At 72.6% G+C, this 22,159-nt stretch carries 22 protein-coding genes and 1 pseudogene; 8 read left to right on the forward strand and 15 right to left on the reverse strand.

What is annotated here, in order from left to right:
- Nucleotides 1-198: 198 nt before the first annotated feature.
- Nucleotides 199-564, reverse strand: coding sequence for a hypothetical protein (locus GLX30_RS01705; protein ID WP_159682672.1), 366 nt, complete (start codon nucleotides 562-564; stop codon nucleotides 199-201).
- A 345-nt stretch (nucleotides 565-909) separates the two neighbouring features.
- Here GLX30_RS01705 and GLX30_RS01710 point away from each other — a divergent pair, with 345 nt between their 5' ends.
- Nucleotides 910-1,419, forward strand: coding sequence for an SRPBCC family protein (locus GLX30_RS01710; RefSeq protein WP_159682673.1), 510 nt, complete (start codon nucleotides 910-912; stop codon nucleotides 1,417-1,419).
- A 104-nt stretch (nucleotides 1,420-1,523) separates the two neighbouring features.
- Here the strand turns inward: GLX30_RS01710 and GLX30_RS01715 are convergent, their stop codons facing one another.
- The 6 genes and pseudogenes from GLX30_RS01715 to GLX30_RS01740 form a co-directional block, all read right to left on the reverse strand.
- Nucleotides 1,524-2,438 carry a LysR family transcriptional regulator gene (locus GLX30_RS01715; protein WP_159682675.1) on the reverse strand — a complete coding sequence of 305 codons (915 nt, stop codon included), beginning with the start codon at nucleotides 2,436-2,438 and terminating at the stop codon, nucleotides 1,524-1,526.
- Nucleotides 2,435-3,627 (reverse strand): annotated as a pseudogene (locus tag GLX30_RS01720) (aminotransferase class I/II-fold pyridoxal phosphate-dependent enzyme). The gene GLX30_RS01715 and the pseudogene GLX30_RS01720 overlap by 4 nt, the downstream one beginning before the upstream one ends.
- 44 nt (nucleotides 3,628-3,671) lie before the next feature.
- A complete protein-coding gene (tdh, locus tag GLX30_RS01725) occupies nucleotides 3,672-4,700 on the reverse strand; it encodes an L-threonine 3-dehydrogenase (RefSeq protein WP_159682677.1) in 1,029 nt (342 codons plus the stop codon).
- A 105-nt stretch (nucleotides 4,701-4,805) separates the two neighbouring features.
- Nucleotides 4,806-5,927 (reverse strand): DUF6397 family protein, encoded by a 1,122-nt coding sequence (locus GLX30_RS01730; protein WP_159682679.1) that lies wholly within the window; start codon nucleotides 5,925-5,927, stop codon nucleotides 4,806-4,808.
- A gap of 108 nt (nucleotides 5,928-6,035) precedes the next feature.
- On the reverse strand, nucleotides 6,036-6,440 hold the full coding sequence (locus GLX30_RS01735; RefSeq protein WP_005307718.1) for a roadblock/LC7 domain-containing protein: 405 nt from the start codon (nucleotides 6,438-6,440) through the stop codon (nucleotides 6,036-6,038).
- Between the two features lie 102 nt (nucleotides 6,441-6,542).
- On the reverse strand, nucleotides 6,543-7,157 hold the full coding sequence (locus tag GLX30_RS01740; protein WP_159682681.1) for an ATP/GTP-binding protein: 615 nt from the start codon (nucleotides 7,155-7,157) through the stop codon (nucleotides 6,543-6,545).
- A 77-nt stretch (nucleotides 7,158-7,234) separates the two neighbouring features.
- Here GLX30_RS01740 and GLX30_RS01745 point away from each other — a divergent pair, with 77 nt between their 5' ends.
- Nucleotides 7,235-7,765, forward strand: coding sequence for a GNAT family N-acetyltransferase (locus GLX30_RS01745; protein WP_347879678.1), 531 nt, complete (start codon nucleotides 7,235-7,237; stop codon nucleotides 7,763-7,765).
- Between the two features lie 81 nt (nucleotides 7,766-7,846).
- Here the strand turns inward: GLX30_RS01745 and GLX30_RS01750 are convergent, their stop codons facing one another.
- The 4 genes from GLX30_RS01750 to GLX30_RS01765 all read right to left on the reverse strand — a co-directional run bounded on the left by GLX30_RS01750 (nucleotide 7,847) and on the right by GLX30_RS01765 (nucleotide 12,278).
- Complete coding sequence (locus tag GLX30_RS01750; RefSeq protein WP_159694794.1) at nucleotides 7,847-8,191, reverse strand: DUF742 domain-containing protein; 345 nt, start codon at nucleotides 8,189-8,191, stop codon at nucleotides 7,847-7,849.
- Nucleotides 8,192-8,409: 218 nt separating this feature from the next.
- The gene (locus tag GLX30_RS01755) at nucleotides 8,410-8,832 is read right to left on the reverse strand and encodes a roadblock/LC7 domain-containing protein (RefSeq protein ID WP_159682683.1); all 423 of its coding nucleotides are present in this window, start codon (nucleotides 8,830-8,832) and stop codon (nucleotides 8,410-8,412) included.
- Nucleotides 8,829-11,390 (reverse strand): nitrate- and nitrite sensing domain-containing protein, encoded by a 2,562-nt coding sequence (locus GLX30_RS01760; protein WP_159682685.1) that lies wholly within the window; start codon nucleotides 11,388-11,390, stop codon nucleotides 8,829-8,831. The genes GLX30_RS01755 and GLX30_RS01760 overlap by 4 nt, the downstream gene beginning before the upstream one ends.
- A gap of 51 nt (nucleotides 11,391-11,441) precedes the next feature.
- A complete protein-coding gene (locus GLX30_RS01765; RefSeq protein WP_159682687.1) occupies nucleotides 11,442-12,278 on the reverse strand; it encodes an MHYT domain-containing protein in 837 nt (278 codons plus the stop codon).
- Nucleotides 12,279-12,543: 265 nt separating this feature from the next.
- Here GLX30_RS01765 and GLX30_RS01770 point away from each other — a divergent pair, with 265 nt between their 5' ends.
- From GLX30_RS01770 to GLX30_RS01780, 3 genes are all read left to right on the forward strand, one after another.
- A complete protein-coding gene (locus tag GLX30_RS01770) occupies nucleotides 12,544-13,173 on the forward strand; it encodes a class I SAM-dependent methyltransferase (RefSeq protein ID WP_159682689.1) in 630 nt (209 codons plus the stop codon).
- Nucleotides 13,174-13,325: 152 nt separating this feature from the next.
- Nucleotides 13,326-13,640: a hypothetical protein gene (locus GLX30_RS01775; protein ID WP_159682691.1), complete on the forward strand. Its 315-nt coding sequence runs from the start codon at nucleotides 13,326-13,328 to the stop codon at nucleotides 13,638-13,640.
- A gap of 76 nt (nucleotides 13,641-13,716) precedes the next feature.
- Complete coding sequence (locus GLX30_RS01780) at nucleotides 13,717-14,520, forward strand: hypothetical protein (RefSeq protein WP_159682693.1); 804 nt, start codon at nucleotides 13,717-13,719, stop codon at nucleotides 14,518-14,520.
- A gap of 166 nt (nucleotides 14,521-14,686) precedes the next feature.
- Here the strand turns inward: GLX30_RS01780 and GLX30_RS01785 are convergent, their stop codons facing one another.
- On the reverse strand, nucleotides 14,687-14,869 hold the full coding sequence (locus GLX30_RS01785; RefSeq protein ID WP_005307749.1) for a hypothetical protein: 183 nt from the start codon (nucleotides 14,867-14,869) through the stop codon (nucleotides 14,687-14,689).
- A 96-nt stretch (nucleotides 14,870-14,965) separates the two neighbouring features.
- A complete protein-coding gene (locus tag GLX30_RS01790) occupies nucleotides 14,966-16,057 on the reverse strand; it encodes an acyl-CoA desaturase (protein WP_159682696.1) in 1,092 nt (363 codons plus the stop codon).
- Between the two features lie 270 nt (nucleotides 16,058-16,327).
- On the opposite strand from GLX30_RS01790, the gene GLX30_RS01795 reads away from it, so the two are divergent.
- The 3 genes from GLX30_RS01795 (at nucleotide 16,328) to GLX30_RS01805 (ending at nucleotide 21,375) form a co-directional block, all read left to right on the forward strand.
- Nucleotides 16,328-19,261 carry a DEAD/DEAH box helicase gene (locus tag GLX30_RS01795; protein WP_159694795.1) on the forward strand — a complete coding sequence of 978 codons (2,934 nt, stop codon included), beginning with the start codon at nucleotides 16,328-16,330 and terminating at the stop codon, nucleotides 19,259-19,261.
- On the forward strand, nucleotides 19,258-20,547 hold the full coding sequence (locus GLX30_RS01800; RefSeq protein ID WP_159682699.1) for an SWF or SNF family helicase: 1,290 nt from the start codon (nucleotides 19,258-19,260) through the stop codon (nucleotides 20,545-20,547). The genes GLX30_RS01795 and GLX30_RS01800 overlap by 4 nt, the downstream gene beginning before the upstream one ends.
- Nucleotides 20,548-20,793: 246 nt before the next feature.
- A complete protein-coding gene (locus GLX30_RS01805) occupies nucleotides 20,794-21,375 on the forward strand; it encodes a peptidoglycan recognition family protein (protein ID WP_159682703.1) in 582 nt (193 codons plus the stop codon).
- 21 nt (nucleotides 21,376-21,396) lie between these two features.
- Here the strand turns inward: GLX30_RS01805 and GLX30_RS01810 are convergent, their stop codons facing one another.
- Both GLX30_RS01810 and GLX30_RS01815 read right to left on the reverse strand, forming a co-directional pair.
- On the reverse strand, nucleotides 21,397-21,843 hold the full coding sequence (locus GLX30_RS01810) for a nitroreductase family deazaflavin-dependent oxidoreductase (protein WP_159682705.1): 447 nt from the start codon (nucleotides 21,841-21,843) through the stop codon (nucleotides 21,397-21,399).
- A gap of 82 nt (nucleotides 21,844-21,925) precedes the next feature.
- Nucleotides 21,926-22,120: a hypothetical protein gene (locus GLX30_RS01815; protein ID WP_005307764.1), complete on the reverse strand. Its 195-nt coding sequence runs from the start codon at nucleotides 22,118-22,120 to the stop codon at nucleotides 21,926-21,928.
- Between the last annotated feature and the right edge of the window lie 39 nt (nucleotides 22,121-22,159).

Raw genomic sequence — 22,159 nt, forward strand, 5'->3', positions numbered from 1 at the left:
CTGCCCGCACGGTCTCCTCGCTGCCGCCGGAAACGCCTTCCCGCCGGGGCGGGGCCGCCTCACGCCGACCCCCACGGACGGCGCCGCCCCCCGTGACCGCCATGCCCGACCGCTACGACCGCACTCGGGACAGGTCGCACCCGTCACGCCGTCACGCCGACGGACGGGCGGTCACGCCGTCACGCCGACGAAGGCCGGTCACGCCGAGGCGTCGTGGGCGGTGGTGGCGGCCGCTGCGGCGATCGCGCTGTCGGCTGTGGCGAACACACCCAGCGGGAAACGGGAAGGATCGGCGCTCGCCCTCAGCACGCGTCGCGCGGCGGCGCTCGGCGTGGCGACGGACAACGGGACCCGCAGACCGCTGCACGTGCGATGGACACGGAGCACCGCACTGAGGGTGGCGGCACCGACCACCGGCGCCGCGAGCACGACGACCACCGGCAGCGGCAGATGGCAGCGGACAAGACGCGCGATGTTCTCCGCCGTGACCGCCCGGGCGGTGATGTCGATGTCGACGCGGATCGTGACGACCAGGACTCCCCGGTCAACCGCATGAATAAGCATCGCGATTCTCCGATCACGCGCCTTATGAGAGGTTTGGCCGTATTGAAGCTGCCCACAGGGCCGGTCCGCAAAGCGCCACGACGTGCTCTCGCAGAGACTTCTCGCTCGAGTCCCGGCCCTCTGTTCGCCCCAGGGGCACTCCGCCGTACGGTCGACGGTGCCCGGAACCTGCCCAGGCACGGTCCTCGGCGCGCCGCTCCGCGCCGCCGCGGCATGCGGTACGCGTGTGCACCACATTGCCCAACAGCCGCAGAAGATGCCCGACTTGGACACGGCCGCCCCTCGGCACGACGACCGGACGCGGCGCGATAGCGTCGGACGCCCACGATGATCGGAGTCGTACGCATGGTTCGCATACTCAGCGTCTCGGACAGCGTCGTGATCGGCGCCGCCCCCTCGATGATCTACGCGCATGTGAGCAATCCCGCGCTGATGGGGCGCTGGAGCCCCGAGAACCGCGGCGCGACCGTGCGCAGCGGTGGCGAACAGGCCTACGTCGGCATGGTCTTCGACGGCCGCAACACGCGCGGGCCGGTCAGCTGGACCACCCGCTGCACCGTCACGGCCGCCGATCCCGGCGAGCGGTTCGCGTTCCGGGTACGCGCCATCGGCAGGCGGCGGCCTGTGCTTCCCGGACGCATCGCGACCTGGGAGTACCGCTTCGAGCGCGCCGCCGGCGGCGGGACACGGGTGACGGAGACCTGGATCGACGACCGCCGCGCCTGGCCCGACGTCGTCGCCAACGCTTTCGACAAGCTGGCGACGCGGGGCCACACCTTCGCCGAGTTCCAGCGCCGCAACATCCGAACGACACTGGAGAACCTGAAGAAGGCGATGGAGGCCGAGGTCTCCTAGCGCCCGGCCGGTCCGACCTCGGACCGGGTGGTCCGCGGCAGCCTCTCCCACAGTGGGGCCGCCCTGATCGCGGCCCGCGCGCCCCGTCCGGCGCCGGACGCCGGTCAGTCCGTGGACAGACCCTGCGCGGTGTGCGCCAGGGCGTCGAGCACCGGCCGGATCAGCGGATGGGCCTCCGCGCCGAGACGGACCGCGGCGAAGACCCGGCGGGTGGCCGCCGGGCCCGCGACAGGCCGCACGACCGTGTCACGCAGTTCCATGCCGCGCAGAGCGGAGCGCGGCACCAGCGCGACCCCGGCGCCCGCTCCGGCGAGAGCGACGACGGCACGGAAGTCGTCGGAAGAATGCAGCAGACGCGGCTCGAACCCGGCAAGCTCGCACGCCAGCAGCACCATGTCGTGGCACGGATTGCCCGGATAAGGCCCGATCCAGTCGCTGTCGGCGAACTCGGCGAGCTCCACACGGTCCTTCGCGGCGAGCGGATGGTCGGCGCGCAGCACGGCGTCGAACGGCTCCGCGTACAGCGGCACCCGGGCGAGCCGGCGGTCGCCCGCGCCGGGAGCGCCCCGGTACTCCACCGCGACCGCCAGGTCCGCCTCCCCGTCGAGCACCAGCGGCAGGCTCTCGTCACCCTCCGCGTCCCGCACACGCACCCGAATGCCGGAGCGGGTCTTCGAGAGCCGGTCTATGGCCGGGGCCACGACCTCGGCGATGCCCGTGGCGAACGCGGCGACGCTCACCTCGCCGGCCACGCCGCCCGCGTACTCGGCGAGCTCCGCCTCCGCCCGTTCCAGCTGGGCCAGCACGGAGTGGGTGTGGGTGAGCAGGATGTCGCCCGCCGCCGTCAGCCGCACGCCCTTGCCACTGCGGATCAGCAGGGCGTGGCCGGTCTCCTGCTCCAGCGCGTTGAGCTGCTGGGACACGGCCGATGGGGTCAGGTAGAGCGCGGAGGCCGCGGCGGTCACCGTACGGTGGTCCGCCACGGCCCGCAGGATTCGCAGCCGCCGGGGGTCGATCACCCGCCCATTGTCGCGCGTGCGTCGACGAAGGCCGCCACGGCCCGCGTCACGTCCTCGGTGGAGTGCGCCGCGGACAGCTGGACGCGGATCCGCGCCTGCCCCATGGGGACGACCGGGTAGGAGAACCCGATGACGTAGACCCCGCGCTCGAGCAGCAGCTCCGCCATGCGTCCGGCTTCGGCGGCGTCGCCGATCATGACGGGCGCGATGGCGTGGTCGCCGGGCAGGATCTCGAAGCCGGCCGCCGCCATCTCGGTGCGGAAGAGCTTGGTGTTGGCGGCGAGCTTCTCCCGCAGGTCACCGGCGGACTCCAGCAGGTCGAGGACCTTGAGGGAGGCGGCGGCGATCACCGGGGCGAGGGAGTTGGAGAAGAGGTACGGGCGGGAGCGCTGGCGCAGCAGCTCGACGATCTCCGCGCGGGCGGCGACGTAGCCGCCGGAGGCGCCGCCGAGGGCCTTGCCGAGGGTGCCGGTGATGATGTCGACGCGGTCCATCACACCGTGCAGTTCGGGCGTGCCGCGGCCGCCGGGGCCGACGAAGCCGACGGCGTGCGAGTCGTCGACCATGACCATGGCGTCGTAGCGGTCGGCGAGGTCGCAGATCTGGTCGAGGGGGCGACATAGCCGTCCATGGAGAAGACGCCGTCCGTGACGATCAGGCGGCGGCGGGCGTCCTGCGTCTCCTTGAGCTGCTGCTCGAGGTCGGCGAGGTCGCGGTTGGCGTAGCGGTGACGGCGGGCCTTGGAGAGGCGGATGCCGTCGATGATGGAGGCGTGGTTGAGGGCGTCGGAGATGACGGCGTCCTCGGGGCCGAGGAGCGTCTCGAACACGCCGCCGTTGGCGTCGAAGCAGGAGGAGTAGAGGATCGTGTCCTCCTGGCCGAGGAACGCGGCGAGACGCTGCTCGAGCTCCTTGTGGATCTCCTGGGTGCCGCAGATGAAGCGGACGGACGCCATGCCGTAGCCCCAGCGGTCGAGCGCGTCCTTGGCGGCGGCGACGACCTCGGGGTGGTCGGCGAGACCGAGGTAGTTGTTGGCGCAGAAGTTGAGGACATCGCCCGGGGCGCCGCCCGCGGTGACGGCGACGGAGGCGCTCTGTGGCGTGCCGATGACGCGCTCGGGCTTGTAGAGACCGGCAGCGCGGATCTCGTCGATCGTGGCACGCAGGTCGTCGCGGACGGACGCGTACATGAGGAGTTCTCCTAGTCTGGGGCTCGGACGCGGGGATGCGGGACTCAGACGGTCCAGTCGAGGATGATCTTGCCGCTGCGGGCGGTGGCGGCCTCGTCGAAGGCCGCGTCGAAGTCCTGGTAGCCGTAGCTGCCGGTGATCACGGGGCTGAGGTCGAGGCCGCCTTCCAGCAGGACGGTCATCGCGTACCAGGTCTCGAACATCTCCCGTCCGTAGATGCCCTTGATGGTGATCATCGACGTGACGATCTTCGACCAGTCGACGGCGAACTCCTCGGCAGGCAGGCCGAGCATCGCGATACGGCCGCCGTGCGTCATGTTGTCGACCATGTCGCGTACGGCTTCGGGGCGGCCGGACATCTCCAGGCCGATGTCGAAACCTTCCTTGAGGCCGAGCTGCCGCTGCGCCGCGGCGATGTCGGTCTCCGCGACGTTGACCGCGAGGGTCGCGCCGACCTTGCGGGCGAGCGCGAGCCTGGACTCGCTGACGTCGGTGATGACGACGTTGCGCGCGCCGGCGTGCCGGGCGACCGCGGCGGCCATTATCCCGATGGGGCCGGCACCGGTGATCAGCACGTCCTCCCCGACCAGGGGGAAGGAGAGCGCGGTGTGCACAGCGTTGCCGAAGGGGTCGAAGATGGCGGCGACGTCGAGGTCCACCTTGGTGCGGTGCACCCACACGTTGGAGGCGGGCAGCGCCACGTACTCGGCGAACGCCCCGTCGCGGCCGACGCCGAGGCCGATCGTGCTGCGGCACAGGTGACGGCGGCCGGCGAGGCAGTTGCGGCACTTGCCGCACACCAGATGGCCCTCGCCGCTGACGATGTCGCCGACGGCGATGTCCTGGACGTCCGCGCCGATCGCGGCCACCTCACCGACGAACTCGTGTCCGAGGACGCGCGGAGTGGTGACGGCCTGCTGGGCCCAGCCGTCCCAGGACCTGATGTGGAGATCGGTGCCGCAGATGCCGGTGCGCAGCACCTTGATCAGCACGTCGCCCGGTCCTGTCTCCGGCTCCGGCACGTCCATGAGCCAGAGGCCGGGCTCGGCATGCTGCTTGACAAGTGCCTTCATCGGTGCGGCTCCAGGCATGGTGACGGACAGGGCGATCGCAGTGACCGAATATCGAAAATACGGCCCCGATCACTGGACGGGCTCCAATTTGCCCAGCTCGGAGCGTCACGTCCATCGAGGTTTTCTTAAGCGGGCCAACAGCGCAGCTTCATGCCCGCCCTGCCCGGCTCCGCCACAGCCGCCCCAGCAGCCCGCGCGCCGTCCCCCGCGAACCGCTCCCGCGCCGGGCGTCCCAAGGCCGGGGACTCGAAGGCTGAGCGCTCGACGGCCGGGCGCTCGACTGCCGGGCGCTCGACTGCCGGCTCCACGGACGCGAGCTCCCCGGACGCTGTACGGGGAGGGGGCGTGCGGCCACGGTCGCGGCCACGGCCACGGCACGGTGCGGGACGGCGGGCTGCGGGGCCGCGCGGTGGGGGCCCGTGCGGGGAGCGCGGGCGAGTGCCGCACCCGGCGCCCGTGGCGCGCGACGGGGGCCGCGGAGTGTTCGCGCGCCTCCCGCAACGCATCGGCGAGGCTCGCCCGGTGCCACAGAATCTCGTCGGCGTGGTCGGCGGTCACCAGGCGCTCCACGATCTCCCTCCCGCGGAGCGACTTCGGCGGTGCGGGCACCATCTCCGGGCGGAGGACACTCAGAAGGGAGCGCTCGTAGGGATCAGGAACGACCCCGGCGACGGTCACGGGATCGAGGACGGCGGCGATCGCCGCTGCCCGCCGCCATGGATCGGAACTCGCGCGCAACAACTGGCCGAGCCGCCGCCCCCGCCAATTGCGCGGTCGCCGGTCCTCACCGGTCGCCAGCAGCGCGCGGACGTCGGGCGGTGTCCTGCCGGTGAGCAGCGGCGCATGGTCGCGGGCGAAGTCCAGCACTTCCTCGGCGAGATAGAGCCACACCACGGCGTGGTAGCGGTTGACGTAGAAGCGCACCGGCGCGAAATGACCGGTGCGGGCCAGCCGCAGAAAACGGCCCTGGCTGATGGACGCCAGCTCCGCGCCGTCCACCGTGCCGACCGTCCGCAACCGCTCCCGCAGTGCGGCGGCGAAGCCGTGCCCGGCCCGGAGCCGGTCGATCTCCCGCCGCTCGACGCGAGGCGGCCCTCCACTGTCGTCCTGTACCGCACGCACCTGGCCCAGCTGGAGCGCGAGCTCCAACTCGCCGCGCTTCAGAGCCAGTTCCTGCGCGGCCCTACCGAGTCCGAGGCTGGTCGTGGACGTCTGCCGTACCGTCATGCCGGTCTCCCCGTGAGCTGTGGATACTCTCGGTGACGACCGTAGCCCGGAGCGAGGACATACCGCCGCGGCCTGTGGACAACGTGCCCGACCGTAGGCGGGAAGGAGTCAGAAGGGGCTGCCGCCGGGCTGGCGCGCCTCGACGCCCAGGTGCTCGCCGACCCTGTTGACCATGAGGGTCATCTCGTACGCGACCTGGCCGACATCTGCCTCTGCGGCCGTGAGGACACACAGACAGCTGCCCTCCCCCGCCGCCGTCACGAAGAGCAGCGCCTCGTCGAACTCGACCATCGTCTGTCGTGCCCGGCCGGCACGGAAGTGGCGGCCGGATCCCCTCGCGAGGGAGTGCAGGCCCGAGGAGACGGCGGCGAGATGCTCCGCGTCCTCGCGTGCGAGACCGGTACTGGCGCCGGTCACCAGCCCGTCGTTGGACAGCACGAGTGCGTGTCTGACGTGTTCGACCCGTTTTGTCAGGTCGTCCAGCAGCCAGTCGAGTCCCTTGTCCAACGCCATGGTCGTTCGTCCTCCCCGCTCGTACGTTCCCCGTGGCCCCGCGTTCGCCCGTAAGCCTTTCGCACGGCGCGGCGCAGGGCAAGGTGCGTTGGGTGGCCGCTGTCACCGCGGCTGGTCCGCCGTGCCGAGGATCCGGGCCGTATGGAAGCGTCCTGCGTACTCGACGAGGCGTACCAGGACCTCCTTCCCGGAGTCGCGTTCCCGGGCGTCGCACAGCACGACGGGAGTCCCCTCGTCCAGGTCGAGGGCCCGGGAGACGTCCTCGGCGGCGAAGGTACGCGCGCCCGGGAAGCAGTTCACAGCGACGACGAACGGGATCCGGCGGTGCTCGAAGTAGTCCACGGCGGGGAAGCAGTCGCACAGCCGCCGAGTGTCGGCGAGGACCACCGCGCCGAGAGCTCCTTGGGAGAGCTCGTCCCACAGGAACCAGAAGCGGTCCTGGCCGGGTGTCCCGAACAGATAGAGCGACAGGCCGGACCGGATGGTGATGCGGCCGAAGTCCATGGCGACGGTCGTCGTGGTCTTGCGGTCGACGCCCTCCGTGTCGTCCACGCTGCGGCCGATCCTGCTGAGCTGTTCCTCCGTCCGCAGCGGCCGGATCTCGCTCACCGCGCCGACGAGGGTGGTCTTGCCGACGCCGAAGCCGCCGGCGACCAGGATCTTCAGCGCGAGGGCGGTGCTGTCCTCACTGGTGCCGTCCAGGATCTGGGAAACCATCGGTCGCTTCTCTCCGGAGTGGGTGTGCGGGTGGAAATCGGATGCACCCGGCGGGCGGGGTGGCCCAGGATCGGACCATGCGTGTGTTCCTGGAGACCGGCCGGCTGACCCTGCGCGCCTTCACCGACGCCGACGCCGGCGAAGTGCGCGGCATCGTCGACGACGCGGAAGTGATGCGGTACATCAACGGCGGGCAGCCGTCCGCGCCCGGTGAGGTGGAGCGCGAGGTCATGCCGCGCCTCCTGCACCGCTACCGGTGCTGCGGCGGTCCGGGCTTCTGGGTGGCCGAGGAGCGCGGGTCCGGCCGGTTCCTGGGCTGGTTCGTCTTCCGCCCCGGGTCCGAGGACAGCTGCCGCGAGGTCGAGCTCGGGTACCGCCTGGGACGGGCGGCATGGAGCCGGGGACTTGCGACCGAGGGGTCTCTGGCGCTGATCCACAAGGGGTTCTCCGAGCTCGGTGTGGAGCGTGTGACCGCCAACACGATGACGGTCAACACCCGTTCGCGTCGTGTGATGGAGAAGGCGGGCCTGCGTTTCGTCCGCACTTTCTTCGAGGAGTGGCCGGAGCAGATCGAGGGCTCCGAGCTGGGGACGTCGAGTACGCGCTGACGCGAGAGGAATGGGCACGCAGGACGTCCTCGCGCTGAAGCGCCGTCGGCGCCGCCGTGTGCCGCCTGCTCGCCTCGGTCTTCACAGCGCTCTCAGCCCCTCGATCACTTCTCTGAGGATCCGCTCGTCGGGCAGTTGCGCCGGTGGCACCGGCCGGCGGACCTTCACGAACCCCGCTTCGAGCAGGTCGCCCAGCAGCACCCGCACGACACCGACCGGCAGGTCGGCGTCGGCGGCGAGCTCCGCCACGGACTGGGTCTCGCACCGGCACAGTGTCAGCAGCACCCGGTGCTCCGGGCCGAGCAGGGACTCCGCTTCCGGGCCGGGGCCCTCGGTGTCCACGACGACGAGCGCGATGAGGTCGAACCGTACGTTGCTGGGGCCCGGCCTGGTGCGTCCGCCGGTCATCGCGTACGGACGGACCAGGGGGCCGGCCTCCGCGTCGTACCACTGACTGCCGGTGGGCCCTGTGCCTGCGGGCCCGAAACCGGCGGGACCGGCGGCGGCCTCCCCGAAGCCGCCGGACCCGAGACCCGTCCGCCCGAAGCGCGCCGGCCCGGTGCCCGCCTCTTGGGAGCCGTCCGGGGCGACCCCGCTCGGTCCACCGTTCGGTCCGGTGCCGTTCGGTCCGGTGCCTGCGCCGCTCATGTCGCCTCGACGCGCGGCGGCGTGCGCAGGTGTTCGCCGACGCGCTTGACAAGGCGGGCCATCTCGTACGCGACCAGTCCGATGTCGGCCGTGGCGGAGGTGAGTACGGCGAGGCAGGAGCCGTCTCCGGCGGCGGCCACGAAGAGGAAGCCGTCGTCCATCTCGACCATGGTCTGCCGTACGCCGCCGGCGTGGAAGTGCCGCCCGGCGCCCTTGGCGAGGCTGTGGAAACCGGAGGCGACGGCGGCCAGGTGTTCCGCGTCCTCGCGGCTCAGTGCGTGGGACGCGCCCACCGGCAGGCCGTCGTTGGACAGCACGACAGCGTGCCGGACCTGCCCGGCTCGCTGTACGAGATCGTCCAGCAGCCAGTCGAGGTCGCCGAACCGGTAGTGGGCCGCGGCCGTCTCGTGCTCGGTCATGCGTGGTCTCCTTCGGTGCCTGGGCCGGTCGGGCCGGGCGCGCTGCCGCCGCCTCTGGTCCAGCCGTTGCGGTACGCGGTCATCCGGTCGCGTACCAGTTCGGGGGTGCGGTGCTCGGCAGCGTCGTCGGCCTCCGCCGGGCCGCGGTGCTCCTCGGGCCGCGGCGCCTCGCGCAGTTGCGGCACGAGGTGGGACTGCCGCACCCGGCGCGGGAGTTCACCGTCGCCGGTCCCGGTGGACGTGTCCCGCAGTCGCAGTGCCCGCAGAGTGGGCGGTGCACCTTGTCCGGGCCCCTGTCCGGGCGGCGCCCCGATCGCGGGACGGCCGGCCCGGGCGGTGAACGGTGCGGCGGGTGCGGCCGGATGCGGGGTGGGCGCAGAAGCAGAGGGGGTGGGCGCCGGGGCGGTGGGCGCGGAAAGGCCGGGGCGCGGTGCGCCCCGCGGCGGCTCCGTCTCCGCGCGGGGGGCGCCGCGCGCGCCGTCGACGCCGGGCAGAGCGTGCTGCAGCAGATCGGTGGGCAGCAGGATCACGGCGGTGGTGCCGCCGTAGGGCGAGGCCCGCAGATGGACCTTGATGCTGTGGCGGGCGGCGAGGCGGCTGACGACGAACAGGCCGAGCCGGTCGCTGTCGAACAGGTCGAGGGCCTCCGACTCCTCGAGTCTGCGGTTGGCCTCCGCCAGCGCGTCCTTGCCCATGCCGAGCCCGCGGTCCTCGATCTCGAGGACGTAGCCGTTGCCCACCGGTTCGCCGGTGACCCGCACCTTGGTGTGCGGAGGGGAGAACTGGGCGGCGTTCTCCACCAGTTCCGCCATCAGGTGCGTGATGTCGGCGACGGCCGCGCCCGTGACGGACGTCTCCGGCAGCTGGCGCACCTCGACCCGCGCGTAGTCCTCGATCTCGGACACCGCCGCCCGCACGACGGCGGTCAGGGGGACCGGCCTGCTCCAGGCCCGTCCCGGGGCGGCGCCGGACAGGATGATCAGACTCTCCGCGTGGCGGCGCATCCGGGTGGTGAGGTGGTCGAGCCGGAAGAGGTCGCCCAGTTCACCCGGGTCGTCCGCGCGCCGCTCCATGGCGTCCAGCAAGGTGAGCTGGCGGTGGACCAGTGTCTGGCTGCGGCGGGCGAGGTTGACGAAGACGCCGGAGATGCCGTCCGCCAGTTCGGCGCGCTCCACGGCGGCGCTCAGGGCCGCGCGGTGGACGGTGCCGAGCGCCTCCGAGACCTGGCCGATCTCGTCCTCCGCCGGTGGGCCGGGCGGGGCCTCCGCCTGGATGTCTATCTGCTGACCTGTACGCAGCCGCCGCATGGCGTGGGGCAGTTTGCGCCGTGCTATCTCCAGGGCGCTGTTGCGCAGGACGGTCAGCTCGACGACGAGGGCACGCCCGATCCGGACGGAGATGACGAGCGACGCGGCGACGGCCACGAGTCCCAGCAGGACCGCCGCGCCCGCGACGGTGAGGACGCCTCCGCCCAACGGGTCGGACCGCTCGGCGGCACCGCGGCGTGCCTGTGCGGCGATGTCGCGCATGCCGTCGACGACGGCGGTGTACGCCTGGTCCCATTCGCCGGCGGACACGGCCTTGGCGGCCTGGCGCCCCGCGGCCGCGGACGACAGCCGGTCCTCGGCCGCGCGCAGTGCCCGGTGGGCGGGCTGCGCGGTGAGTTCGCGCCATGCCTCACGCTCGGGGGCCCGCAGATCGGCCACGGCACCCTCGACGAGAGCGGTGCGCGCGGCGACGGTTCCGGTGAACGTCCGCAGCCGGTCCTCGTCGAAGGTGCCGTCGATGTGTGCGGAGGTGACGAGCGCGTCCTCGCGCGCCAGCATCTCGCCCGCCCTCCCGAATTCGAGGAGTACACGCGCGTCGGCGCCCGGCCCGTGGTCCTGGACGGCGGCGACCGCGCCGGCCACCTCGAACGCGGCGCCGAGGGTGTCGGTGTAGGTCCGGTAGGCCCTGTCCCAGGAGGTCCTGCCTTCGAGGACGGCGGTGCGCACGGTGTCCAGCTCTCCGGCCAGCGAGACGAAACGGCCGAGGCGCCGGGCGACGGCCTGCGGCGTGTCACCGCCGTCGGCGACGGTGTGCGCGTCGTCGAGCCGCAGGCGGCGCACCGCGTCGTCGCTACGGCGGGCCTCGACGCCGAGCGCGGCCGCCCGCTCCTTCGAGGGGCTGCTCAACTGTTGCAGGGCGGCACGCCGTTCGGCCTGGAGGGCGGCCACGGCCAGGGCGACGGGTGTGCTCACCTCTTCGTCGATGCGCTGGGCCTGGCTCAGCCGCGCCATGTCCTGGGCGGTGGTGACCGTCGCGAAGCCCCACAGCGCCAGCAGCGAGAGCACGGGCACCATCAGCAGCGAGATGACCTTCGCGCGGACCGTCCTGGGCCGCTGGAACAGTCGCCGCTGGGTGACAGGCCACGGGGGCTGCTGCGGACGTGGTTCCTGTCCGGTGTGCTCGACAGCGGGCGGCCCTGCGTGGGCCCGCCGCCCGCGGACCGCCGGCCCGTGCGGTGGCGGGTGCGGGAACGGCGACTCGCCGCCCGGGGTCGTACGGGATGTGCGCATGGGCTCCTCGTTCCGGATACGTGCTGGGCGCGGCAGCGTCGCCCGGACCGGCTAGGCGGTGGCCGTGGGCGTGGTGCGTGCGGTGGACGTGCTCGGGTCGGCGGACACGGTGGGCGCGGTGGGAGCAGTCGGGTCGGGCTGCTGGGCGGAGGTGTAGGCGGCGTGCTCGCCGGCGGTCGGGGAGAGCGCGACGAAGGCGGAGGTGACGAAGAGGTACGAGCCGAGACCGACGGCGAGGGGGAAGATGAACTGCATCGCCGTGGCTCCCGGCAGGCTCCCCTCGGCCGGGGCGACGTCCACGCCGACGGCGAGCATGCCCGTGTAGTGCATGCTGCTGACGGCCGCTCCCATGACGAGCGACGCGAAGGCCACCGCGATCGCCGACCTGATGTTCAGCGCCGCCCAGAGCGCCGCGGTCGCTGCGACGACGGCGATGGCGACGGACAGTGCGACGAGGAGCGGGTCGTAGTGCACGGTGCCGTGCAGCCGCAGGGCCGCCATGCCCAGGTAGTGCATGCTGGCGACGCCGAGCCCCGTGGCGAGTCCGCCGATCAGCAGGGCCACGGCGCGGTTGCGGCCGTAGCCGACGCAGAACACACCGGCGCCGACGACGAGCACGGCGACGACGAGGCTGAGGATGGTCAGCGGCACGTGGTAACGGATGTCGGTGCCGCGCACGGCGAAGCCGAGCATGGCGACGAAGTGCATCGTCCAGATGCCGGTGCCGATGGCGGACGCGGCGGTGACCAGCCAGTTGCGCCGGGATCGGCCGGTGGCGGAGAGGGCGCGCACGGTACAGCGCAGCCCGAGGGCCGCCCCGATGACAGCCATCAGGTACGACAGCGCGGGTGTGAGCAGGCCGAAGGCCGCGTGGTCCAGGTGTCCCATGGCTCAGGGACGCTAGCCCCGAGGGGGGCGCGCGTCGGGGGCTCAGTTCGAAAGCTGCTGGAATATGACAGCTAGATGTTTCTGAACGATCGTGCAGCGCTCGAACGTGTGCACAGTGCGGTCATGTGCAGGGGCCGCGGACCGGGCGCGCGGCGGGTCCCGCGGGGCGCCGCCGGGTTCACGGCGGGATCGAGCCGACACGGCCGTGCGGGAAATCCGCGGCGACGCCGTGACGTACCCGCCCCGTTTGGCGGATCATGGGGCCATGGCCGTCGACCGCGCAGCGCATGACCACACCCGGGTCCAGGAGTTCTTCGGCGTCCGGGCCGCGGACTGGGACAGCCGCTTCCCCGACGACGGCCCCGCCTACGCCGCCGCCGTCGGCGAGACGGGTCTGCGCCCCGGGGACGCGGTGCTTGACGCGGGCTGCGGCACGGGCCGGGCCCTCGAGCCCCTGCGGGCCGCCGTGGGCCCGACCGGCGTGGTCCTCGGCGTCGACCTGACGCCGGAGATGCTGCACCGGGCCCGGCTCGCCGGGCGTGGCAGCAGCGGCCGGCTGCTGCTGGCCGACGTGGCCCGGTTGCCCCTGACCGACCGCTCGCTCGACGCGGTCTTCGGAGCGGGGTTGATCTCTCACCTGCCGGATCCCGCCGAGAACCTGCGGGAACTGGCCCGTGTCGTGCGGCCGGGCGGCCGGCTCGCCCTGTTCCACCCCGTGGGCCGGGCCGCGCTCGCCGCGCGCCAGGGCCGCCGGATCACGGACGACGACGTGCGGGCCGAGCCCAATCTGCGTCCGCTGCTGGCCGGTTCGGGTTGGCGGATGACGTCCTACGTCGACGAGGACGACCGGTTCCTCGCGCTGGCGCTCCGTCAGGAGAGCTTGCCCGGCAGCTGATCCGACGGCAGCTCACCCCCGGCGTCCTGTACGCCGGGACGAGTGGCCGCCCGACCGGGCAGGTGCGGCGTGAACTCTCCCGTCGCCGTTCGAACGGGGTGCGACGATGGAAGACTTGAACTGATCGGCGGCGTCCCGCCGCCCTGGAGAAGGTGGTCACCGTGCTCGCTCGGCTCCGTAGTTTCCTCGCCTCCCGTCCGGCCCGGACGAAGGCCCCCGAGCCGTCCGTGCGACAGCACAATCTGTTCGAGGCGGCTGCGACCTATGTGACGGCGTCCATAGAGGACGACGACGACCGCCTGGACGAGGCGGCCGGCTGGGTCGCCCCGGACGCCCTCGTCTTCGGGGTCAACCAGCTCGCCTGCCGCGCCGTGGTCGCTCTCGCCCGCGAGCGGAACGAGCCGGTCGAGGTCGTCGCACGCGGGCTTCTCGGTCTCCCGGGAGCCCAGCCCGCCGGATCGAATTAGCGGCCGCCGGCACTCGACGCGCGGGTTACCCACTGGTTAAGGTGCGCCGACGAAACGATGGGATGGGGAGGTGGCCGTGGCCGGGGCGGAAGACACCGTCGACGACGACTCGCTGTACGTACTGACCGCGGTGCTGCTCACGCCGGCGCAGTTCCCGAGCGTGCTCGGCGACGACTACCCGGCCGCCTGCCAGGCTCTGGACCTGGAGCCGTTCGCGGAGGGGTACGGGCTCGTACTCGGTCAGGACGCCGACGGTGCGCGCTGGACGGTCGTGGTCGACGACGTGTCGCTCGTGGCCGTCGCCATCGCCTCGTGGGACTGCGGGATGGAGTACGACCTGTCGCCCGACGAGCACAGCGTGGTCGCGGCACTGCCCGGCTGGCCGCTGGCCGTCGCGGTCGCCGCGCCCGGCGTGCCCGCACCGCACGACCCCGCGCCCGAGGAGGGTGACCGGCCGCCGCTCGCCCCGCCGGACATGGACACCTGGGGTCCCGCACAGCGCCGGCTGGGCGCCGACGAGGTGGCCCTGCGGTGGGCGCAGTGGCGGGGGCAGATCGATGATGCCGACGCGGGGACGTCCGCCGACGCCCGGGAGGACGGGAGCAGCCGGCCGCGCGAGCGGGTGCGCCGCGTCCTGGAGCAGGCCAGGGCCTATGTGGAGTCCGCGCCGCCGCCCGGCCGGGTGCGCTCCTCGTTCGCCCCTGGCGGGGCCCGGATGCTGCGCGCCGACGGCCCCGGCTGGTCGATGGTCGCCAAAACGGACGACATCGCCTTCCTGCTGCTGGACGAGGAGCCGGGCGAGGTGGTCCCGGTGGGTCGGGGTCCGGAGCTGCCCGGGCTGCTGGAGGCGCTGGAGAAGGTGGCCGTGCACCCCTCCTGAGCCGGGCCCGCTCCGCACGCGGCCAGGGCGCGTACAGCGAGCAGGGTGCGCCCTGGCCGGAGACCTCCACCGGCCGCCCCGGTGCTCCCGCCCGACGCGAGAAGGCCCGCCCCGCCCCGGGGGGCGGAGCGGGCCTCGGTTCGTCAGGGCGCCGCCACGGCGGTGCTCAGCGGCCGATCTCCTTGCGGGAGACGCGCCGCAGTCTGCGGCGCTGGCTCGGGTCCAGCATCAGGTACGCCACCGCCGGCACGCCGAGCACCACCAGCAGCGACAGCCAGAATCCGAGCAGCGGCATCAGGAGCAGGCCGACGGCCACTCCCCCGATCACGATCTTTGTGCGTGTCGACATTTCGACGCCTCCTCCGCGGCTGTGGGGCCGCTCCTGCTGTGAGAACGTGCGCACTCGCCCCACGGTTCCACTGTGCGGTCCCGCGTGGCATTTCCACTATGCGGTCTGCCGCAGCGGCTCGCCGACCTCATGGAGGTGGGTGAGGGCCTGGCGGTAGGACTCGACGAGACCGGTCTCCGTGAACGGGATGCCCAGCGCCCGGCAGTGGGCGCGCACCAGCGGCTGGGCGAGCCTCAGGTGGGGCCGGGGCATGCTCGGGAAGAGGTGGTGCTCGATCTGGTAGTTGAGGCCGCCGAGGAACCAGTCCGTGACGTGGCCGCCGCGGATGTTGCGGGAGGTGAGGACCTGCCGGCGCAGATGACCCCAGTCCTTGCCGGTCTCCTCGTCGGGCATCTCCATCCCCTTGTGGTTCGGGGCGAAGGCCATGCCGAGGTGGAGGCCGAGGACCATCTGGTGCACGAGGGCGAACAGCACGGCCTGGCCGACGGGCATGGCGGCGAGCAGCAGGGCGGCGTACCCGGCGACGTGGGCGAGGAGCAGCGCGCCTTCGAGGACACGCTCCCCCCGCTTCTGGCGTCCGCCGGCGCGGGAGAACACTGCCTGGAAGCCGTAGATCTTGAGAGCGATCCCCTCGAGGGTGGTCAGCGGGAAGAACAGCCAGGCCTGGTGGCGGGTGAGCCAGCCGAGCAGTCCGGCGCGGCCGGCCACGTGCTTCTCGCTGAAGACCAGGACGTCGGCGGCGACGTCGGGGTCCTTGTCCACGTGGTTCGGGTTGGCGTGGTGCCGGTTGTGCTTGTCGTTCCACCACTCCTGGCTCATGCCGAGGAGCAGGTTGGCGTGCACGAGCTGGATGATCCGGTTCGTGCGGCGGTCCGCGGCGATCTGCGCGTGGCCGGCGTCGTGACCGAAGAAGGCGGCTCGGGTGGAGAAGAGCGCCAGTAGCGGTGCCAGGAGCAGCACCCACCAGGAGCCCCCGGTCAGCACCACGCCGGTGACGACGGCGGCGAGGGCCAGGAGGTTCACGGTGATGCCACGCGCGTACCAGCCGGTGCGACGCTCCAGCAGGCCCTGTTCCTTCACCGTACGCAGCAGTGGTGCGAACTCGCTGCCCGCGCCGGACCGGCGTCCCTCGGGGACCTCGGTGGCGACGGCAGTGGGCGGGGGAAGGGTGGCGGTGCCCTGGGGCATGGTGGGTCTCCGGTCTGTGGACGGCGGGTGTGCCGGACGCGCGCGAAGGAAGGTGGCTGCGCCGGATGCGCGAACTGTCCGACTGCTCCGGCCTGATAAACGTATGGACCGGGGGCCCTTGGGGGCGATGGCGCCACCACCCGGGCTCGGCGGGGGCAATCCCGCCCGTCGGGGTGGCGCTGGCTGTACCCCCGACGGTACGGCAGACCCGTCGACAGCGTGGAGTGAGCCACATCACCGAGTGACGGCCGCCGTGAACTGATCGCCGTGATGTACCCTCGGCGCTTCCGTCCTGCGGTAGTCAAATTTGAGGAACGCGTCATCGTCGTGCATGTGCTCCCTTCGGCAACCTCCTCCCGAGCCGTCGACTCTCCGGTCCTTCACGCCCTCGCCCCCTGCTCGACCGTCTTCCTTCCGGGCGATCCCGCGCGCACGGGCCGCGTCGCCTTCTGGCGCTCCGACGGCAAGGAGCTTCCCGTCGACGACGACGCCCTTGCCGTGCTCACCGTCGTCGCCTCCGACCTCCGCACGGTCACCGTGCCGGCGCTGCTGCTGCCCGTACCGGACGCACTGCCCGTCCTCACCCGCGCCCGCGCCGCTGCCGACTCCTCGGGCTCCGCGGCCTTCTGGGGAGCAGCCGCGGTCCTCGCCCTCCAACTCGCCGCACGCGGACTGCTCCTGCCCGGCCTGAGCCCCACCGGCATGGACGCCTGGCGGATGGGGCCGCTCACGCCCGAGGATCTTGAACGGATGCGTACGCTGGCCGCCTCCATGCCGCCCGCCGCACACGCCGTACCCGTGGACGGACCCGCCGGGGCGCTGCTGCTGCCCGAACCGGAGCACCTGCTGCGCCGGTTCCTCGACGCGGTCGCGGACGGACTGCCCCGCTCCCCCGCCGCCCCACTCGCCGCCCAAGGGCCGGCGTTCGCCGCTCCCGAGGCGCAGCATCTGCCCGGACTGCGCGCCTGGGCGGCGGACATCGCCGCCGGACACGACGCAGGGGTGCGCCTCTCGCTGCGGGTGGAACTGCCGGGCCTTGAGGACACCGGCCCGGCGGACGACGCTCCTCGGTTCCGTGCCGTGCTGCAGATCCACAGCGTCAGCGACCCGGCGCTCGTCGCCGACGCAGCCGATGTGTGGGCAGGTTCCGGGTCCTCGGCCGCCGCGTTCGGACCCCGGGCCCGGCTCGACGCCCTCCTCGCGCTGCGCCGGGCGGCCCACGCCTGGCCGGCGCTCGCCCCTCTGCTGCACGCCGCCGTGCCGGACGCCGTCGACCTCGCCGACGAGGAGGTCACCGAGCTGCTGGGAGAAGCGTCACGGGCGCTCGCGGCCACCGGGGTCCAGGTGCACTGGCCCCGGCAGCTCGCCCGGCGCCTGACCGCGCGCGCCGTGATCGGCCCGCCCGACGACGACCAGGTTTCGGGCCAGGACTCGTCAGGGCTCCCCTCGTTCCTGTCGGCGGACGCCCTGCTGTCCTTCAACTGGCGTTTCGCCCTGGGTGACGACCGGCTCACCCGGGCCGAGCTGGACCAGCTGGCGGAGGCGGGACGGCCGGTCGTGCGCCTGCGTGACGAGTGGGTGCTGATCGACCCGGCGGAAGCTCGGCGCGCCCGCGAGAGCCAGGACCGCAGGCTGTCCCCCGTGGACGCGCTCGGCGCCGTGCTGACCGGCACGACGGAGGTCGACGGTCGTACGGTCGAGGTGGAGGCGTCCGGCGCGCTCGAACGGCTCCGCGAACGGCTCGTCCGACCGGAGGACGGGCCGCAGGAAATCGGTCAGCCGGCGGCGCTCCGGGCGTCGTTGCGCGACTACCAGCTGCGTGGCCTCAACTGGCTGCACCGGATGACGTCCCTCGGACTCGGCGGCTGTCTCGCCGACGACATGGGGCTCGGCAAGACCATCACGCTGATCGCGCTCCATCTGCACCGGCAGACCGACCCGGCGGCCGCGGGTCCGACCCTGGTGGTCTGTCCGACGTCCCTGATGGGCAACTGGCAGCGGGAGATCGGGAAGTTCGCCCCCGGCACGCCCGTACGTCGCTTCCACGGCGCCGCCCGGTCCCTCGACGGACTCGGTGAGGGGGAGTTCGTGCTCACCACGTACGGCACGATGCGCCTCGACGCGGCGCGGCTCGCGGAGGCCGACTGGGGCATGGTCGTCGCCGACGAGGCGCAGCATGTCAAGAACCCCTATTCGGCGACCGCCAGGCAGCTGCGCACCATCGGCGCCAAGGCCCGCGTGGCGCTCACCGGAACGCCGGTGGAGAACAACCTGTCCGAGCTGTGGGCGATCCTCGACTGGACCACCCCCGGCCTGCTCGGGCGGCTCGGCACCTTCCGCAGCCGTTACGCGCAGGCCGTCGAGGGTGGCGCCGACCCGGCCGCCGCCCGACGACTGGGCGCTCTGGTGAGGCCGTTCCTGCTGCGAAGGCGCAAGTCGGACCCTGGCATCGCGCCCGAGCTGCCGCCCAAGACGGAGACCGACCGCGCGGTGTCGCTCACGGCCGAACAGACCGGCCTGTACGAGGCGGTGGTGCGCGAGACGCTCGCCGCGATCTCCGAGGCCGGCGGCATGGAACGACGGGGTCTGGTGGTCAAGCTGCTCACCGCGCTCAAACAGATCTGCAACCACCCGGCGCAGTACCTCAAGGAGGGACGGCCCAGGGTCGAGGGCCGCTCCGGCAAGCTGGAACTGCTCGACGAGCTGCTGGACACCATCCTCTCCGAGGACGCGAGCGTGCTCGTGTTCACCCAGTACGTGCAGATGGCGCGTCTGCTCGAGGGGCATCTCGCCCGGCGCGGGGTACGGACCCAGTTCTTGCACGGCGGCACGCCGGTACCCGAGCGGGAGGCGATGGTGAACCGCTTCCAGAACGGCGAAGTGCCCGTCTTCCTGCTGTCGTTGAAGGCGGCGGGCACCGGTCTGAACCTCACCCGGGCCGAGCATGTGGTGCATTTCGACCGCTGGTGGAACCCGGCGGTGGAGGCGCAGGCGACCGACCGCGCCTACCGCATCGGGCAGGACCGGCCGGTCCAGGTGCACCGGCTGATCGCCGAGGGGACGATCGAGGACCGCATCGCGCAGATGCTGGAACGCAAGAAGGACCTGGCCGACTCGGTGCTCGGGGCCGGCGAGGCCGCCCTGACCGAACTCACCGACGCCGAGCTGGCCGACCTGGTGGAACTGCGAGGAGCGGGACGATGACCGGACCGGAGGCACTGACGCGCACCTTCGACGCACTCCCGCCCGCGCACGGCAGGGGCTTCGCGCAGTCATGGTGGGGACAGGCCTGGCTCAAGGCCCTTCAGGACACGGCACTCGACGGCGAGCAGCTGAAGAAGGGCCGCCGGCACGCACGGGACGGTGCGGTCGGGGCGGTCACCGTGCGCCCTGGCCGGATCACCGCGGTGGTCCGGGACCGCGACGGCACGGCGTACCGCAGCGACGTACTGCTCCAAGAGCTCGACGAGCAGGACTGGGAACGCTTCCTCGATGTGGCCACGGACAGCGCGGGGCACATCGCGGCGCTGCTCGACCGGGACATGCCTCCGCATCTCGTGGAGGACGCCTCGTCCGCCGGCGTGGAACTGCTGCCCGGGATCGGCGACCTGGAGCCCGAGTGCACCTGCGACGCCTGGGACCACTGTCCCCACACGGCCGCGCTCTGCTACCAGGTGGGGCGACTGCTGGACCAGGACCCGTTCGTCCTGCTGCTGATGCGCGGGCGCGGGGAGCGCCGCCTACTGGACGAACTCCAGCTTCGGAGCGTCGCACGGGCGAACCCGCCGGCGGCGGGCCGGGCGGACGGCGTGGAGGAGAAGGCGCCGGCCGGGGTGCGCGCCGACGAGGCGTTCGCGATGGGCGGCATCCTGCCGCCGCTGCCCGCTCCGCCGCCGGTGCCCGACGAGCCCGGACCTGCTCCGGCCCTCGACGCCGGAACCGCTCCGGCGGACGGCCCCGACGCCGCGGCGCTGGAGTTCCTCGCCGCCGACGCGGCGGCACGCGCGCACCGGATGCTGGCCCAGGCTCTCGCGCCCGGCCATGCGGGGCAGGCGCCGGAACCCGTCCTGACGCGGGACGAGGACGCGGTGCGGATGGCCGCGTCGGTGCCCGGACCGATGATCGCCGCCCGGCTCGCCGCCGGCACGGAACGCACCCGCGGCGATCTCGACCTCGCGGTCCGGGCGTGGCGGTACGGCGGGGCCGCCGCACTGGCGGTGCTCGAGGAGGACTTCGTGCCGGACGAGGAACAGTACTCGCGTGCGGCGAGCGCACTGGCGTCGGCATGGGCGGCGGAGCCGGACCGCCCTCGGCTGCGCCCCTCGGGCCCCGCGCGGTGGACGGTCGTCGGGACCGGGGAGCAGCTGCGTCTGGGCCGCGACGGGAACTGGTGGCCCTTCCGTAAGGAGCGGGGTGCCTGGGCGCCCGCCGGGCCTGCGTCTCCCGACCCGGCACAGGCCCTCTCGGGCGCGTCGGGCGAGGGCGTCTGACACACCGCCGGGTGCGGGCTCCAGGACGTCTGCGCCGTCTTGGAGCCCGTACCCGCGACCGGCCCGGAACGGTCCGTACGACCGGCCCGGCACCGTCCTGGTGCACCGTCAACTCCGTTGGCAGTACGAGTAGTTGGCGGCGGCCGCGTTCTACCGCCGTCCGCACGGCCGCCGGTACCGTGGTGCGCCGAGGCTCTCACCGGCCTTGTCCTGCCGTGTCCCCGCACCCCCACCAGGAGAAGGCCCATGGACCGCAGATCTCTGCTTCGGGGCGCCGCCGCGACGGCCACCGCACACGCCCTGCTGCCCGCGACCCGCGCACAGGCCGGTGCCGCCGCGGACACGGACCACCCGTCCGCCGAGTGGCGGCCCGCCTCGTCCGCCAACTACACGGCCTCCAGCAGACCCGCGGCCTGTCCGGTGCGGTACGTCGTCGTCCACGTCACCCAGGAGACCTACGCGGACACGCTCGCCATCTTCCGCGACCCGGCGAGGCGGGTGTCCGCGCACTATGTCGTGCGTTCCTCCGACGGGCACATCGCGCAGTGCGTGCGGGAGCGTGACGTCGCCTGGCATGCGGGCAACTGGAACTACAACACATGGAGCATCGGCATCGAGCACGAGGGCTGGGTGAACCGGCCCGCGTTCTTCACCCATGCCCTCTACGAGCGGTCCGCGGCGCTCACCGCGTCGGTCTGCGACCGGTACGGCATCCCCAAGGACCGGGCGCACATCATCGCCCACTCCGAGGTGCCCGGCGCCACCCACACCGACCCAGGACCACACTGGGACTGGGTGCGCTACATCCGCCTCGTCAACCTCTCCTGAACCGGCGGAGGTCCTCGCGGATCAGCGGTCCCGGTCCGGCGGCTCGACGACGAAGACCGGGATCTCCCGTTCCGTCTTCTGCTGGTAGCCCTCGTAGTCGGGGAACGCCTCCACGGCGCGCGCCCACCACACGGCCTTCTCCGCGCCGGTCACCTCACGCGCCGTCATGTCCCTGCGGACGGGCCCGTCCTGGAGCTCGACCTGCGGATGGGCCTTCACGTTGTGGTACCAGACGGGGTGCTTGGGCGATCCACCCAGGGAGGCGACCAGGGCGTACGCGCCCGCGTGTTCGACCCGCATCAGCGGTGTCTTGCGGATCTTTCCGCTTCTGGCACCGCGCGTGGTGAGGAGGACGACCGGCATCCCGCGCAGTGTGGTGCCGCGCGTACCGCCGGACTTCTCGTACTCCTCGACCTGATCGCGGACCCATTTTTCGGGGCTCGGCTCGTACTCACCCTCGAGTGGCATTGCGTTCTTCCCATCGCCTGTGGTTCTGCCGTCGGTTCGGCACCGGTACGCCGTGCGGATGCCCGGTCTGCGGGCTGCTTACTCAGGGCCGCAGGCTCCCTACGACGTTGGCCGTGGCCGCGATGCCCTCCTGGATGGTCGGCGCCATGCTGGTGCCCGCCAGGAAGAAGCCGAGCAGCGCGCAGACGACCGCGTGGCTCATCTTCAGCCCTCCGCTGCGCAGGAAGATCACTGCGAGCACCAGCAGGAGCAGCACCACCGAGATCGAAATGGCCATCGCCAACCTCCTTCGCCGCGCCGGAATTGCGGCATTCGG

This window comes from Streptomyces sp. Tu 2975 (assembly GCF_009832925.1).
Lineage (GTDB): Bacteria > Actinomycetota > Actinomycetes > Streptomycetales > Streptomycetaceae > Streptomyces.